Annotated in this window: 14 protein-coding genes; 10 read left to right on the top strand and 4 right to left on the bottom strand. The window is 37.4% G+C overall.

From position 1 onward, the window contains the following. The first annotated feature begins 13 nt into the window (after positions 1-13). Positions 14-2,596 (top strand): methyl-accepting chemotaxis protein, encoded by a 2,583-nt coding sequence (locus SLP02_RS00895; protein WP_319418771.1) that lies wholly within the window; start codon positions 14-16, stop codon positions 2,594-2,596. 69 nt (positions 2,597-2,665) lie between these two features. On the opposite strand, the gene SLP02_RS00900 is transcribed toward SLP02_RS00895, so the two are convergent. Next, on the bottom strand, positions 2,666-4,432 hold the full coding sequence (locus SLP02_RS00900) for an ABC transporter substrate-binding protein (protein WP_413467070.1): 1,767 nt from the start codon (positions 4,430-4,432) through the stop codon (positions 2,666-2,668). Between the two features lie 162 nt (positions 4,433-4,594). Between SLP02_RS00900 and SLP02_RS00905 the strand changes: the two genes are divergently transcribed. Continuing rightward, on the top strand, positions 4,595-4,852 hold the full coding sequence (locus SLP02_RS00905) for an AbrB/MazE/SpoVT family DNA-binding domain-containing protein (RefSeq protein WP_319418773.1): 258 nt from the start codon (positions 4,595-4,597) through the stop codon (positions 4,850-4,852). On the opposite strand, the gene speA is transcribed toward SLP02_RS00905, so the two are convergent. After that, complete coding sequence (speA, locus tag SLP02_RS00910) at positions 4,828-6,837, bottom strand: biosynthetic arginine decarboxylase (RefSeq protein ID WP_319418774.1); 2,010 nt, start codon at positions 6,835-6,837, stop codon at positions 4,828-4,830. The genes SLP02_RS00905 and speA overlap by 25 nt on opposite strands. Before the next feature lie 577 nt (positions 6,838-7,414). Here speA and SLP02_RS00915 point away from each other — a divergent pair. The 4 genes from SLP02_RS00915 to SLP02_RS00930 all read left to right on the top strand — a co-directional run bounded on the left by SLP02_RS00915 (position 7,415) and on the right by SLP02_RS00930 (position 10,412). After that, positions 7,415-8,119, top strand: coding sequence for a haloacid dehalogenase-like hydrolase (locus SLP02_RS00915; protein ID WP_319418775.1), 705 nt, complete (start codon positions 7,415-7,417; stop codon positions 8,117-8,119). A gap of 240 nt (positions 8,120-8,359) precedes the next feature. Beyond that, entirely contained in the window at positions 8,360-9,280 is a 921-nt protein-coding gene (gene crtE / locus SLP02_RS00920; RefSeq protein WP_319418776.1) for a geranylgeranyl diphosphate synthase CrtE, read from the top strand. Positions 9,281-9,326: 46 nt separating this feature from the next. Continuing rightward, a complete protein-coding gene (locus tag SLP02_RS00925; protein ID WP_319418777.1) occupies positions 9,327-9,794 on the top strand; it encodes a divergent PAP2 family protein in 468 nt (155 codons plus the stop codon). Between the two features lie 141 nt (positions 9,795-9,935). Further along, positions 9,936-10,412: a TspO/MBR family protein gene (locus tag SLP02_RS00930; protein WP_319418778.1), complete on the top strand. Its 477-nt coding sequence runs from the start codon at positions 9,936-9,938 to the stop codon at positions 10,410-10,412. A gap of 692 nt (positions 10,413-11,104) precedes the next feature. Here the strand turns inward: SLP02_RS00930 and SLP02_RS00935 are convergent. Both SLP02_RS00935 and tpiA read right to left on the bottom strand, forming a co-directional pair. Beyond that, on the bottom strand, positions 11,105-11,389 hold the full coding sequence (locus SLP02_RS00935) for a helix-turn-helix transcriptional regulator (RefSeq protein ID WP_319418779.1): 285 nt from the start codon (positions 11,387-11,389) through the stop codon (positions 11,105-11,107). 1,245 nt (positions 11,390-12,634) lie between these two features. Next, entirely contained in the window at positions 12,635-13,360 is a 726-nt protein-coding gene (tpiA, locus tag SLP02_RS00940) for a triose-phosphate isomerase (protein ID WP_319418780.1), read from the bottom strand. Positions 13,361-13,711: 351 nt separating this feature from the next. Here tpiA and SLP02_RS00945 point away from each other — a divergent pair, with 351 nt between their 5' ends. The 4 genes from SLP02_RS00945 to SLP02_RS00960 all read left to right on the top strand — a co-directional run bounded on the left by SLP02_RS00945 (position 13,712) and on the right by SLP02_RS00960 (position 15,223). Continuing rightward, entirely contained in the window at positions 13,712-13,858 is a 147-nt protein-coding gene (locus tag SLP02_RS00945; RefSeq protein ID WP_319418781.1) for a hypothetical protein, read from the top strand. Positions 13,859-13,861: 3 nt separating this feature from the next. Continuing rightward, positions 13,862-14,089 carry a DNA-directed RNA polymerase subunit omega gene (locus SLP02_RS00950; RefSeq protein ID WP_319418782.1) on the top strand — a complete coding sequence of 76 codons (228 nt, stop codon included), beginning with the start codon at positions 13,862-13,864 and terminating at the stop codon, positions 14,087-14,089. Positions 14,090-14,152: 63 nt separating this feature from the next. Then, a complete protein-coding gene (locus tag SLP02_RS00955; protein ID WP_319418783.1) occupies positions 14,153-14,509 on the top strand; it encodes a DUF1818 family protein in 357 nt (118 codons plus the stop codon). A 27-nt stretch (positions 14,510-14,536) separates the two neighbouring features. Continuing rightward, on the top strand, positions 14,537-15,223 hold the full coding sequence (locus SLP02_RS00960; RefSeq protein WP_319418784.1) for an LmeA family phospholipid-binding protein: 687 nt from the start codon (positions 14,537-14,539) through the stop codon (positions 15,221-15,223). Positions 15,224-15,241: the final 18 nt, after the last annotated feature.

A 15,241-nucleotide genomic window follows, 5' to 3' on the forward strand; every position in this document is an offset into this window, starting at 1 on the left:
TGGCAAGAAGCACATGGCATCAGGAACTAACTATTCACAAGAATACGAACAAGCAGAAAAGGCTTATTTAGAAAGTAATTTTGCTCAAGCAGCAGAAATAATCAATCATTTAGCTGAAGAATTTCCCAACGATCCTAATGTCTTGTTGCTGCGAGGTCATATTTATTGTTATGGATTTCAAAACTACGATCTGGCTATAAGACAATATGAAAATGTATTAGAATCAAGCGCACAAAAAGATTTGCTTGATTTTGCCCGTAGTGGAATTGAACAGGCAGAGCAGCTACAGCAGCAGTTGGGTGAGCCACAATTAGCTTTCGATCAAACTAATTTTGCCCAGACACAAATGCTGAATGTAGGGCAGATTGACGAAGTAGAAGATTCAGTAGAAATTGATTTTCCTGACGACGAAGAATTTGCCAAAAGCTTTGGTGACGATGATTTTGATTTTGACCAAGAATACGATTTGAAATTAGATGATGGTGCAGAATCAGATATTAAGCATAATTTTATTCCTGAGGGTGATAACTCTTACGGAAATTCTTTTGCAGAGTCAGGGTTGGAAGATGCTGAGGATTTGACATCAATTGATGATGATACTAGTTTGAGCAATCCTTTTACGCCATTTGAATCAGAGCCATCTCCAGAGTCTCAAGATTTTCCCTCATCGCCAGTACAACCAGGAATTCAGACTAGATCTACCTTTATGATAGATTCTGATGATGATGATTCACTTCCTGATTATACTGAAGAAGACTTTGCGATCGCCAATCAAAAGGAATATGAAAATGATTATGATGACAGTTCTGAATTAGAAATTGATACGGTTTTAACTGAACCATTCTCTATGGATGGCAGTCAAGAATATGGAATAGAAATGCCTGATGTTTCCGAGCACGAGGGCTTAGATTATCAAGATGAACTGGAATTTGATGAAATTGACAGTAGCTTTTTTGACCTGGAAGAATTGGAACAAGGTTTGCCTGATACTGGTTTATTTAATGTTGCCGAAGAACCAAGCAGCATTAGCGCGAATTTATCTAACGATTTAGCTTCAGAAACAGATGCTATTGGTATCGATGAAGTTGCTATTAGTGAAATAGGAGTGGAAACAAATGCTTCAACCTCTTTGACAGCAGATAAAGTAGAAGTTCAGCAAGGAGCTTTAGCTGGGTTTATTAATGCGCCGATTCAGAAAAAACAGTTGATTACGGCTGGAGTTACAGGAGTAGTTTCGGCGATCGCCGTTTTATTAATCGGCACAGCGGGTTCGGCTATTATCAATCCCAACCCTGATGAACCCCTTGAGGGTGCTAGAAATAGCCTGCTTTTAAGTTTAATTGCTGGGGTTACCAGTTTTGGCACAGCAGCCGCTTTGGGTAAAATTACCGCTAAACACGTAACCAGAGCTAGTCATAATTTACAGGCTCAGTTTGATGATGTCTATCAAGGAAATCTCAACGCCAAAGCGACGGTATATGCTCAAGATGAATTTGGGCAGCTAGCCAGTGGTTTTAACCGCATGACTGGGGTTATTTTGACCACCACCCAAGAAGCCCAAAGAAGAGCCGAAGAAACTGAGCAGGCAAAAGAAGACCTCCAACGTCAGGTAATCCGTCTTCTAGATGATGTAGAGGGCGCAGCTAGAGGAGATTTGACCGTACAGGCTACCGTAACTGCCGACGTATTGGGCGCAGTGGCTGATGCTTTTAACTTAACCATTCAAAGTCTAAGAGAAATTGTCCGTCAGGTAAAAGAAGCAGCAGAACAGGTAAATAAAGGTTCTACCGATAGTGAACTGTTTGCCCGTAATCAATCGAGTGAAGCATTACGGATGGCAGAAGAGCTTGCTGTTACCTTAAATTCGGTGCAGATGATGACCGAATCTATTGAAAGGGTGGCAGACAATGCTCGTGAGGCAGAAGAAGTTGCCCGCTCATCTTCTGTAACTGCCCTCAAAGGCGGTAAAGCGGTAGAAAGAACAGTATCGGGAATCTTTCAGATTAGAGAAACAGTATCAGAAACAGCCCGTAAGGTAAAACGTTTAGCCGAAGCATCCCAAGAAATCTCGAAAATTGTTCTGTTGATTTCGCAAATTGCTGAAAGAACTAATCAGCTTGCACTTAATGCCTCAATTCAGGCAGCAAAAGCAGGGGAAGCAGGTCGTGGTTTTGCGGTAGTTGCCGATGAGGTAAGGCAATTAGCAGATAGATCGGGTAAATCTCTCAAAGAGATTGAGCAAATTGTACTGCAAATTCAAAGTGAAACGGGGTCGGTAATGACCGCCATGGAAGAAGGTATTCAAGAGGTAATTGACGTAACAGAAAGAGCAGAACAGGCAAAAACTGCCCTAGAGGATATTATTCAAGTATCTAATCGCATTGATACTCTGGTGCGATCGATTACAGCCGATACTGTCGAACAAAAGGAAAACTCCCGTGCTGTGGCTCAAGTAATGCAGTCTGTAGAGCTAACGGCTCAGGCTACTTCTCAAGAGTCTCAGAGGGTTGGAGGCGCACTCCAAAATCTTGTGGGTATTGCTCGTGGTTTGCTATCTTCAGTTGAAAGATTCCGCATTGATCGAGGTGATAAGTGACCTACCTTCACTAAAGCTACTTTCTAATTAAGACAATTAAACGGTTGAGGTAGCTATAGGCTCTAAGCCTCATTTAGTAATTTTTAACTCTTCCAAATTCCAAAAAGCACCGCCTAAAGCCGAATACTCTACACCTTTTATCTTATTGCGTATTGCTGCCATAGAATAGGGATTTACCAGACAAATTACAGGTAGTTGTTCTGATACTAGCTGCTGCACTTGGCTATAGGTTGCTTTGCGTTTTTTTCGATCTAGTTCTCTTGCACCTTCAATATAGAGTCTGGCTATTTCAGATTCCCAGTCAGCTATTTTTCTATCTTTCAAATCTGGAACGTTTTGATTAAACAAATGAGAGTTACCATCAACCGCCCATAAGTTATAACCGTTATTAGGCTCGTTGCCACCAGTAAAACCTAATAAAATACAGTCCCAATCAAGAGTGTTATCTAGTTTGCCGATTAACACGTTAAAGTTAACGGTTCTAAAGTTAACTTTAATGCCAATGGTAGCCAAGTCTTCTTCGATCTGATTACCCATCGCCTCGCGGATAGTATTGCCTGTATTGGTGTTCAGAGTAAAGCTAACGCGATCGCCTTTTTGGTCAAATAACTGACCCTGCTTGTTGTATTTAAATCCTGCTTCTAACAGTAACTGTTTGGCTTTTTCAGGATTGTAGGGATATCCTTCAATGCTTGCATCATAAAAGGGAGACTGCTTGGGCATAAAGGAATTTTGTGGCGCACCTAAGCCGCGAAAGATATTCTTGATCATGCGATCGCGGTTAATTCCATAGGATACGGCTTGCCTAAAATTAACGTTGTTAAACCAGTCTGATTTATTAGGACTGATTACAGGTTTGCCATTTTTTTTGCCTTGATTGAGGTTAAAGGCGATAAAGGTCATGCTGTAAACTTCTCCGCCTTCTTCAATTCTAAAGTTTCCTTTCTTCTCTTCTTTTTTAAGCAGGGAAAAATATTCAGGTGAAACGCTCAGAGAATCTAAACTTCCAGAGCGAAACTGCACCAAAGAAGTATCTGTAGATTCAACAATTTCCCAAATAACACGCTTGATATAAGGGAGAGGTTCGTTGACGACCTCTTTTTTCCAATAATTAGGATTTGCTTCAAAAACTAGTCTTTCGGAGGTAGCGTAGCTTTTTAGCTTGTAAGCACTACTAGCAACAATATTTTCTGGAGGAGTATCCAACGACCAAGTAGAAAGAAACTTTAAATTCCCATCTTTGCCCTTTTGCTCGACAGTTTCTCGCAAGATATGAGCGGGATATATAGATGCTCCAGTTACTTCTAGAAATGGGGCGAATGGTTCGGGGATAGTAAACTTGACCTGAAGATCATTAATCTTGATAATTTCAGGAAAACCTTCGCTTTGCCCAATTTTCAAGATATCTCTCATACCTGTAGGAATATCTGGATTGAGATAAATCTGATTATAGGTAAAAACTACATCATCTGCGGTTAATGGATAACCGTCAGACCATTGAAGATTTGGTCTTAGAGTATAGACAATTTCGAGATTATCGTCGGAAATTGACCACGATTTAGCCAACGCTGGTTTTACTTCCCCTGTGATGGGATTTTGGGTAGTCAAGCCATCGAATAGCATTCCTCCCACACTGCTACTAGTTTCATCAGTGGCGATTACAGGATTAAAGGTTTTGGGGTCGCTGAGAATTGTCATGACTAGTTCGGGTGGTTGATTAGGGTTGGCAGTCAATGCAGCAGGGTTACAGGCGGTTAAGGGAATTAATAGCACCGTAACCCAAATTAAGATCAGACATTTAGTGACCAATGTGCGGAGAGAATTTAGTAAACCCAAAACCAACAATTTCCCTTACTCAGTTTTATGACACATTATATTTGTTACTTTCAATTTGAGGTGCCAATTTGATGGCGATCGCCGTCTGTCGTAGATTTGAAATGAAGTCTCAGACAAATTTATTCCAGGCTAAATTAAAGATGTACAATCATTTTTTATAAATTGATTACCAAATTGCCTCATCATTTAACAAATCTTTCAGAGAATGGCAGAGTTTTAATTCCTGCCGAAATCAGAAAATCACTCAATCTTCAGGCGGGCGATCGATTAGTCATGACCGTTATTGATGGTGAGATTCGGTTAGTGCCTCAGTTTGAAGTCATTAAACGCGCTCAAGATATCATTGCCAAGTATGTTGACTCTAAGCGATCGCAACATCTTTCTACTTGTTTCTCCTATGTCTTATCTAACTTCAGGTAAGTATAGTTATTAAGGCTACTAGAATAATTTTCCAACAGCTTTCTCGCCTCTGGCAAAGTTATACTTTTGCTTTGCAAAGCTGCTTCAGTACGACAGCGCATAGTTTCTAATAAATCTTTACTTTCATACTGCACGTAGCTTAAGACTTCTTTGATACTGTCCCCTTGAACCACAGAATCTACTTGATAGCCATCAGGGGTAATTTTAATATGTACTATATTTGTATTGCCAAAAAGGTTGTGCAGATTACCCATAATTTCTTGATATGCACCAACTAAAAACATCCCTAAATAATAAGGAGTTGAAGCTGAATGAGAATTATCTAGAGGGTGCAACTCTAAAACATTTTTAACATCTTTGCGATTAATAAACCGATCGATCTTGCCATCACTATCACAGGTAATATCAGCTATAATCCCTTTGGCGGTTGGTTTTTCATCTAAGCGATGAATGGGCATAATCGGGAAAAGTTGGCTAATTGCCCAGGCATCGGGGGCAGATTGAAAAATAGACAAATTGACGTAATAAATAGCTGACATGATCTGTGACAAATCTGCTAAATCATCTGATACATAATCACAGTTATTGACAATTGCTGCAATCTTGTCACAGCAAGACCAAAATAGCTCTTCTACTTTAGCTCGATCGCCTAAACTCAAATAACCAAAGTTAAAAAGGCTCAAAGCTTCTTGCTTAAATTGAATAGCATCGTTATAGCTTTCTTGGAAGTTTGTTTCGTCAATAGATTGATAAGTTTCCCAGAAATTGCGAATAATCAAGGGTGCGTTAGATTTTGGCGCACAAATCTTAGGAGACGACACGCTACTTGTTCCTAATACATCAAAGATTAGCACCGACTGATGGGCTGCGATCGCTCTACCACTTTCACTCACCAAAGTTGGCACGGCTATATTACCCTGATCGCAAGCATCTTTTACCTGTGCCACAATATCGTTAGCATAATTTTGCATATTGTAGTTTTTAGAGGCAGCAAAATTAGTTTTCGAGCCATCATAGTCTACTGCTAATCCGCCACCCACGTTGAGATAGCGCATATTTGCCCCTAGCTTGACAAGCTGTACATAGATCTGGCTAGCTTCGCGGATAGCGTTTTTAATCACCCTAATAGCAGAGATTTGAGAACCAATATGGAAATGCAGCAGTTGCAAACAATCTAAGCGATTTAAAGTTTCTAATCGCCTGACTACCTGAAGAATTTCGGCGATCGTTAAACCAAACTTGGCGCGATCGCCTGTAGAATCACCCCATCTACCTATGCCCTTAGAGTCTAGCTTGGCACGAACTCCCAAGACAGGCTTGATATCTAACTCTTGACTAATGGCTAAAATCAAATCGAGTTCTTGCGCCTGTTCAATGATAATTATCGGTTTTTGCCCTAGCTTGGTTGCGAGCAAGGCAGTTTCAATGTATTCTCTGTCTTTGTAACCATTACACATTAACAATGGTTGAGTAGCAGCTTTTTCTGTGTGTAAACACGCCAAAGCAATCATTAGTTCTGGTTTTGAGCCAGCTTCTAAGCCAAACTGATAGGATTTGCCGTAATGCACCAAAGCCTCAATAAAATGGCGGTTTTGATTGCATTTAATCGGAAAGACTCCCTGATATTTACCAGAGTAATTATATCTGGCGATCGCATCTTCCATGCAGCCTTGTAGCCTTGCCATTCTATCTGCCAAGATGTCGGGAAAACGGATCAGCAACGGCAAACTAATATTGCGTTTTTTCAAAGATTCAATTAGTTGAGCTAAATCTATTTGGCTATCTTGCTTGTCCAGAAGCGACACCGTGACGTTTCCTGCTTGGTTTATGCCAAAATATGGTTCTCCCCAACCTTCAATGTTATATAGTTTGGCACTGTCTGCAACTGTCCAATCTACTTCACTTTTAGATACTAAACAGGAATCTACAACAGTATTTTGTGGCTGTGGCAATTGAAAATTAGATTCAGATTGGCTATCAAGCATGAAAAATTTATGGCATCGTTGTTTACTTAAACATTAAACATTATAGTTATAGGCTCTAAAAATTTGAATAAATAAGTAGGTGGGCGAAATCATTTATAAGATACCAATACTAACTTTTGCCCTGACCTCTGACCTCTATCAAAACCATTCTATATTTAATTACACCTACTTACTTAATGAATACTTTGATATGCCAGTTTCGCTGAAATAATCAAGAAGTAATAACTAAAACATACTACTATAATGTTTCTATCGAATAAATACGCCAAACTTTTTACCAAGATTTCAACTAATTTATTTGATTATTGTATTTGAAATTTATTTAGTTTGCTCAACATCATTTAGTAACTTAAAATAGTTAATAAAATATTTTGTCGCTAGTTGCTAAATACTCAAGTAATATCTTCCTAATTTTAGCGCAAGCTTTTTAAAAACTTTTTTTGTATAGTTTTAAAAATATAATTTTTACCTTTAAATTGCTCACAAATATTAAGCTAATCACACAACTTTATAATATTAACTAATATTATTTACTCATTAAAAATCAACATTTGCTCTTATATTTATCTATTTTATCATGCATAATAATTCAATAAAAAAGTGCAATTTAAGCGAAAACATTAAGGTAATAAATCTAATTAAAAATGCTGCTCAAAATACGCCGATAATTTTAGATTTTGACGAAACGCTGTTATTAAGAAATTCTACGGCTGAATATATTAATAGTTTGCGTCCTCGTCTCATCGGATTTATTTTAGTAAGCATTTTAAAAGTTTTTAGACCTTGGCTTTGGCTACCACAACCATTTAGAGGCGATAAAATTAGAGACTGGTTTTTAGTTGTTATCCCTACGATTTTATTACCTTGGACGCTTTTTTTATGGCAGAAAAAAGCGCAAAAGCTGGCTCAAAATCAGGGTAATTTAGAATTAATTGAAGCAGTAAAGCAAAATTGCGATTCACCAATAATTATCGCTAGTTTAGGATTTAACTTTGTCATCAATCCCATTCTCAAACATCTGTCAATTAGATACGATCGCCTGGTTGGCTGTCGATTTTGGCAAGGAGCAAGCGATCGCCATCAAGGTAAACTATTAATGATGCGCTCAGTATTGTCAGAGTCCCAAATTCACTCAGCAATTGTGGTTACTGATTCTGAGGATGATATTCCGTTATTACAGGTTGTGGCTCACCCTTGTTTACTAGTTTGGTCTTCAGCTAAATATATAGATCCCTTTAGTGATTTTTGGTTATTTAATTTATTGAGGAAAATCAAGAAATAATCAATGATTTTACCAAAAGAAGCTGTCAGCTTTTAGCTCTAAAGATTACCTAAGTAAAAGGCTGAGAGTTTTTAAGCTATTGGGTTTAAAGCTCTGTCTAATTGGCTGATAGCTGATAGCTAGGGCAAAGCCCGTTACCATTATTTCTATTAAGTTAATATACCTGTTATTTGGTTAAAGTAACCCGTCGAGGGATAATAGGATTATAAAAGAAGATGAACTAAGACACTATCGTGCAGTATGGTACAAGCCGACAAAAAGCTAACAGAGCCAAAAAAGTTTGACTTAAATAATTATTTAAAGCAAAAAAAAGTTCTTGTTGAACAAGCGTTAGATAGCTCAATTGCGATCGCCAGACCAGAGAAAATCTACGAGGCAATGCGTTACTCATTGCTAGCTGGAGGCAAACGCCTACGCCCAATTCTTTGTTTGGCAACTTGTGAACTAACTGGTGGCACTATAGAAATGGCGATGCCTACTGCCTGTGCCTTAGAAATGATTCATACCATGTCTTTGATCCACGATGACCTACCGTCCATGGATAATGATGATTTTCGTCGGGGAAAGCCAACTAATCACAAAGTTTATGGCGATGATATTGCCATCTTAGCAGGAGATGGCTTGTTAGCTTATGCCTTTGAATATGTTGCCACTCAAACCCAAAACGTCAAAGCAGAAAATATCATCAAAGTTGTAGCTTGTTTAGGACATACCGTAGGTGCTGCGGGTTTGGTTGGCGGACAGGTTTTAGATTTGGAATCAGAGGGAAAACCAGACATTACGGCTGAAACCTTAAGTTTTATTCATACTCATAAGACAGGGGCGTTACTAAATGCTTCCGTCGTGTCAGGAGCAATTTTAGCCGATGCCCAAAAAGCTGATATAAACAGGCTGTCCAACTATGCTCAAAATATTGGTCTGGCTTTTCAGATAATTGATGATATTTTAGATATTACAGCGACAGACGAACAGTTAGGCAAAACTGCTGGTAAGGATTTAGAGGCACAAAAAGCCACCTATCCAAGCTTATGGGGATTAGAAAAATCACGTTTCAAAGCACAGGAGTTAGTAGATAGCGCGATCGCCGAGCTATCTACCTATGGTGCAAAAGCCGAGCCTTTAAGAGCAGTAGCTAAATATATCGTCACTCGCGATCGCTAAAACGAAACTCTATTTATCTAATATTTTTGGGGCAAGAAGATAAACCATGCAGGAAGTTGCTGGTATTTTACACAATCAGATACTAATGGTGGCACTCTTAGCCTGTATTTCAGCACAGGGATTAAAGCTAGTCATCGATCTTGTTAGAAATCGTAAGCTAAACGTAACTTACTTAATGTCTCCTGGAGGAATGCCTAGCGCCCATTCAGCTTTAGTCGGTGCGTTAGCTACTAGCGTCGGCTCACTAAAAGGTTGGTCTTCTGCCGAATTTGCGATCGCCTGTTTATTTGCCATCATTGTCATGTATGATGCTGCGGGGGTACGTCAAGCAGCAGGGAAACAAGCAAAAATTCTCAATCAGCTAATTGATGAACTGTTTCAAGAAAAGCATAATTTAAATGAAGAAAGACTAAAAGAGCTATTAGGACACACGCCTTTTCAAGTTCTAGTTGGTCTGAGCTTAGGAATTAGTATTGCCATGGTATTTTCTAAGTATGTGTGGGTGAGCGGTTAGTTGTCATACCAAGTTCATTTTATATCCATCGAAGGAAGCAAATAAGAGTCTAAATACAGCATGATAGGCTGATGTTTTTTATTGTGTGATTTTAATGACAAAATTTAATAACGTTCAGCAATTTTATCATCACCAATTATTATGATTCCTTCCTGGCTAGCGATCGCTATTGTTACTCTGATTGTTCCCTTTGGTTTAAATCGTTTAATTTCAAGTCAAGACTTTCGTTGGTTTAAAAACTTGCGTCGTCCTAGCTGGTTAACCTTTGAAGGAGCTATTCCTATTATCTGGACAGTTATTTTTATCTGTGGTGCATGGTCTGCCTACAACGTCTGGGAAACTAAACCTGGTGGCAATTCTCCTTGGTTACTAATGGGTTTTTATTTGCTGGTTGAAATATCAATTTCTCTTTACACCTTGGTAATGTGTAAAACGCGCAGCCTCAAGGTAGGCACAATTATTGGTGGGACTGGCTTCTTTTTAGGAGCAATCTTAGCGGTAATAGTTTTTCCTATATCTACTACTGCGTTTTGGCTACTAGTTCCTTATCTACTTTGGAGTCCAGTAGGAACTTTTGTTACGTGGAAAATGATGCAGTTAAATCCAGGTGATGTTTGATGCTCAACCTTATACTAAATCCTGTTCGTATAGGTGAGTTATTTATTCCAGAGGTCAGAGGTCAGAGGTCAGAGGTCAGAGGTCAGAGGTCAGAGGTCAGGAAGTTAATACCTACCTTTGTTAATCTGATTTAATCTTATTTGGTAATTAGTTGCTAATGAGCAAAAATAATGACAATTTTGATTAGTTCTAATCCTCGATATATTACCCATATCAACCCTACTTTCAGGTTAAAGACAATTAATACGGTTGAGGTAGCTCTAAGCCTTGGAGATAAATGTAAGAACCAGTATTAAGAAAATGTCAGTTCGACGAAAACATTTAAGAGGCTCGTTAGAGATTGATTCAAAGGAAAAGGGGACAAGGGAAGAGCTTTATTTTTCCTTCCTTGAACCTTTTCCCCCGTATTTAACCGATGCTTTTTGACCCATTGAAGAACGTAGAACCACGCTCACGCAAGGGTCTTAAAACACTATTGTTCGGTCGCTCTTAACTGCTAAGACACTTTTATTCTCAACTAGTCAGTTTTGGTGAGTTTATTTCTTTCTAACATTCAGAATCTAAGTTCTTTGGACACTCACGTTAAATAAAGTAACAAAAAATAAATAAATAACTTTTACTTTAACTTACTGTAAATAGTAGGCAAACAAGTAATTGTTTTAACCAAACTTATATTTTTAATCAGTAATACCTTATTTATGCCATGATGCACTGCCGTTAGAACCATTATTATTGTTATTTGTTGGTAAAAGAGAATTAGGCAGTTCTTCAAAATTTTGTTTTACTGCCTTGCAAAATTGCCTCATTTGGGAAACTGTCATGGTAGGTTCAGCTTGTCCCTTTTCCCAGCGTCTAATAGTTGAAACTGCTACGCCGATTTCTCTAGCTAATTGTTCTTGAGAAAGTTTGACGTTTAATCTTAATCTTTTAAATGGAGAATTGGTTTCTTGATGCTGAGATTTTTTTGGTCTGGTCATAGTCATAAATTACGATAGAACTGAGTATTAGAAATATCAAACAGCAAATAGTATACATATTGAATTTACTTTATTTCAAGATGCTATGTATAGTGGTAAAGCTAATAACTAATGTTTTTTAGCTGCTACTAACTATAAAATCCAATGCTTAATATGGCAATATACTTTGGTACTGCTGTTTAGATAAAATAAGAGTAATTAGCGAATTAGAAAATATATTTGCTAGGCACTATCAAATTAACAGCTTTATTTAGCTTAAAAATAGATTAGGGAAAAAATATAGAGATAACAATCCGCTTTATTTATCCGTTCAATTTTGTCTATACTAACAAAAAAAAAAAAGAACACTATTAGCAAAAACACCTAAATTCAAAAGTTTGATATTAAAGTTAATCTTAAATTAAGCGATAAACTACGCAACACATAGCGAATATATTTAAGCAAATTCAGTAATTGTTCTGAAGCGGTTTAGCAAACAAACTAATATTTAAGCTTGAAAATGGACAACTAATTGAGATTTAAAAATAATTAGTCAAAAAAATGATTAGCGTTGGCTGGATTTCAAATCCGTTCAAGTTTAAAATAATTAAGATTTAAATCTTTTGGCTATCAATAAGCATCTATGCTTTGTATTTATTCAAGCATATTCGTGTATTTGAAAAATAATTTCCTTTGCTGTTCAAAAACTGTCTTAATCGTAAATAATTAGAGTAATATAAACATAAACATCTGTAAAACGTAAAAATTCAGGTATCAAAAAGAGAGAAATGGGTAAGGATTTAGGTTAAAAAAAATCAGTTGTGATTCGCGTTCTATGGCGCGATTTCAAGACACCGCCATTAATTTGAGTGTGATACAGACTTCTCGCTTTCAAAGTCGCTCTGTCGTGCATTTTTTTGCTTCTGCTAAGGCTTATGTTGGAGTTGAATAACAACTCTGTTTAATTCTTGATACCTGAATTCTGACGATGCTTTTTTGCTTTGATTAGCGATACAAGTGTTTGATTATGTTTATCAAAATATTAAGAGTCGTAGAGAAAAGCTGCTTTCTTTTAACACTAGTGTAAATAAGCAGCTTGCTTCATATTCTCAAAGACAGTATTTTATACTATAAAAATGTTGAGTTATTTATGGAGTTGCCCTATTAAATCAGGTAGCTAAAAAAGTTTATGAGGATATAATATCTCTAGTGCCTGCTTTGCCATCTAAAGACTAACTGTTTTTAGCATCGCTTTAGGGCTACTAATTACTGATATTTAACAATTCGTGCAAAGTTAGCTGCTTCCAAGCTTGCTCCTCCGACTAATGCTCCATCAATTTCTGGTTGTGCCATAATTTCGTCAATATTACCTGGTTTTACAGAACCGCCATACTGAATTGAAATATCTTTATTATCAAGCTGTTGGCGAATAACACCGATGACACGGTTTGCTTCTGTAGATTTGCAAGTATCGCCTGTACCAATTGCCCAAATTGGCTCATAAGCAATAATTAAATTACTCTGGTCTATTTCTAGCAAACCTTTTTTTAGCTGATTGATAATAATATTTTCTGTTTCACCAGCATCTCTTTGTTCTTTAGTTTCTCCAACACAGAGAATAGGTTTTAGTTTGTATTTTTGAGCAGCCTTCAATCGCAGGTTTACTGTCTCATCGGTTTCACCAAAATACTGTCGTCTCTCACTGTGACCAATAACTACATAATCTACGCCGATTTCAGTCAGCATTTCTCCTGAAATTTCTCCAGTGTAAGCACCTTCTAATTCCCAATGAACGTTTTGCGCACCCAGCTTGACTCTACTACCATGTAAGTTTTTAGACATTACAGTAAGAGAGGTAAAAGGCGCACATAAAATGATTTCTCGTTCTTCTGCGGTATCCTCAATCTCCGATTTAAACTCTTGCACAAATTTCAAGGACTCCGCTTGATTTTTGTACATTTTCCAATTGCCAGCAATAACTATTTTTCGCACAATATAAAAAACATCTCAAATTCTCTGCAAATCCCAGTTTAAAGCTTTGTGGGGAGTTAAAGCTAGATTTTGATTTTTGCTCGTGTTTAATAGATGCTTGATTTTAAACAGAGTGAATGTTGTTGTCTATGTAGGTATAGATAAAAGTTAGGTCACATATAAATAACGCTACTTTCGGGTTATGGACATAAAATAGTTGGGCTGTAACCTATATAACCTATAACCTGTAATCTATAACGGAAAATCCTTTGAAAGATTTGTTGATTTTTCTAACCTAAAATTTCATCATCGAAAAACGGTTTTTCAATTACCTCTCTTTACAATAGTTCTACTCTTCCACGCGAACTCACGTTGAATAGTTGTTTTATTAAAAAACTTAACTTTAATTGGCGATCGCCTGTATTAGAGAGCGATCGCTCTTTTGCCGAGCGACAATCAAAAAATATTAAAGATCATCCTTTGTTAGAATACAGATATTCATACAAAGGATATCTATAATTAATGCAAAGAAAAAGTTCTTTTAACTCCTCTCAAATCATGTATCGTTCTGAAGAACTAGTTAGTGCTGCTTCTAATCGCTACCGTATCACTGTCCAGGTAGCCAATCGCGCTAAACGTCGTCGTTATGAAGAACTTGAAAGTTTTGACGACCCAAATATGAAACCCGTAATTCGCGCCATTATCGAAATGTCAGACGAATTAACTCAGCCAGAAATCATTGGCGACTAAGTAAATTGCCAGCTTTCAGTTTTCAGGTTCAAATTAGATTCAAAACCAAAAACATTGTCACGTATGATGAAAAGTGGGGATGGTTGGCGTGTTGGCTGGCATCCTCATGGTTCAAAATATCAAGGTTTAATAGGTGCAAACAATTGGGCAATTGAGCTTACTAAAGCCGAATTAAATGATTTTTACCGTTTATTAAATCAGCTAGTCGATACTATGAGAGAAATGGAGGCTGAGTTGATGGACGAAGAAAAAATTAGTTGCGAAGCGCAAAGCGATCGCCTGTGGCTAGAAGTAGAAGGATATCCCCAAAGTTATACCTTAAGAATAATTCTTAATGGCGATCGCCGTTGCGAAGGAAACTGGACAGAAGGCATAGCCCCTAAAATAGTTGCTGCCCTTAGCTGCTTTGATTTAAGCTGAGTCTTCTGCAAACACTTAAGATTTAAAGTGATTAATAGAATATTATCTACGGCAGTTAAGTTTTATTTACGATCGCAAGTTTCACAGGTAAAAGATTTACAGGTAAAAATTGTTGGTAAAAATAGGCAAATTCTTCAGGGCTATATTCCCCAAGTCTTGCTTAGTTGCGATCGCGTTATATATCAAGGGCTGCACTTAAATCAAGTTGAAGTTAAAGGAGCTAATATTGGCTTTAATTTACCAGAAGTTCTCAAAAAGAAACCTTTTCAGCTTTTAGAGCCAATCGTAGTAGATGTTAAATTAAGCATCAACTCTGCTGACCTACAATCCTCTTTGACTTCGCCTTTATTACAAAGTGGATTAACAGATTTGTTGCGCTCGATCCCGTTGATACAAGATCGAGCTATCTCAGAAATTAACTGGCAATCAATTGCGATCGCTGCTCAAAGACTAAATTTAACAGGGATTTATCAAGATATCGAAAATCAAGCGCAAAAGCTGTATTTATCTACGGGTATTAAGTTGGCTGATTATCATACTCTTGATTTATCACCTGTAGAAATCGAGAGCGTTTTAAAATTTAAAGAATTTGCTCATTCTTTAAAAATCGATTTGGGACAAGACGTGGCAATCAAAGAATTAGTTGTTAAATCTGAGCAAATATTATGTTCAGGTAAAATAACAATTAACAACCTCGACAGTACATGCGGCTAAAGCCTTTGTTTCAACGCG

Origin of the sequence: Pleurocapsa sp. FMAR1, from assembly GCF_963665995.1 — a bacterium.
In the GTDB taxonomy this organism is placed as follows: domain Bacteria; phylum Cyanobacteriota; class Cyanobacteriia; order Cyanobacteriales; family Xenococcaceae; genus Waterburya.

What these genes read in the sequence shown, in the direction of transcription:
- SLP02_RS00895 (WP_319418771.1), top strand. Translation starts at nt 14, where the DNA reads ATGGCATCAGGAACTAACTATTCACAAGAATACGAACAAGCAGAAAAG.
- speA (WP_319418774.1), bottom strand. Translation starts at nt 6,837, where the DNA reads ATGCTTGATAGCCAATCTGAATCTAATTTTCAATTGCCACAGCCACAA.
- SLP02_RS00915 (WP_319418775.1), top strand. Translation starts at nt 7,415, where the DNA reads ATGCATAATAATTCAATAAAAAAGTGCAATTTAAGCGAAAACATTAAG.
- crtE (WP_319418776.1), top strand. Translation starts at nt 8,360, where the DNA reads ATGGTACAAGCCGACAAAAAGCTAACAGAGCCAAAAAAGTTTGACTTA.
- SLP02_RS00925 (WP_319418777.1), top strand. Translation starts at nt 9,327, where the DNA reads ATGCAGGAAGTTGCTGGTATTTTACACAATCAGATACTAATGGTGGCA.
- SLP02_RS00930 (WP_319418778.1), top strand. Translation starts at nt 9,936, where the DNA reads ATGATTCCTTCCTGGCTAGCGATCGCTATTGTTACTCTGATTGTTCCC.
- SLP02_RS00935 (WP_319418779.1), bottom strand. Translation starts at nt 11,389, where the DNA reads ATGACCAGACCAAAAAAATCTCAGCATCAAGAAACCAATTCTCCATTT.
- SLP02_RS00950 (WP_319418782.1), top strand. Translation starts at nt 13,862, where the DNA reads ATGCAAAGAAAAAGTTCTTTTAACTCCTCTCAAATCATGTATCGTTCT.
- SLP02_RS00955 (WP_319418783.1), top strand. Translation starts at nt 14,153, where the DNA reads ATGATGAAAAGTGGGGATGGTTGGCGTGTTGGCTGGCATCCTCATGGT.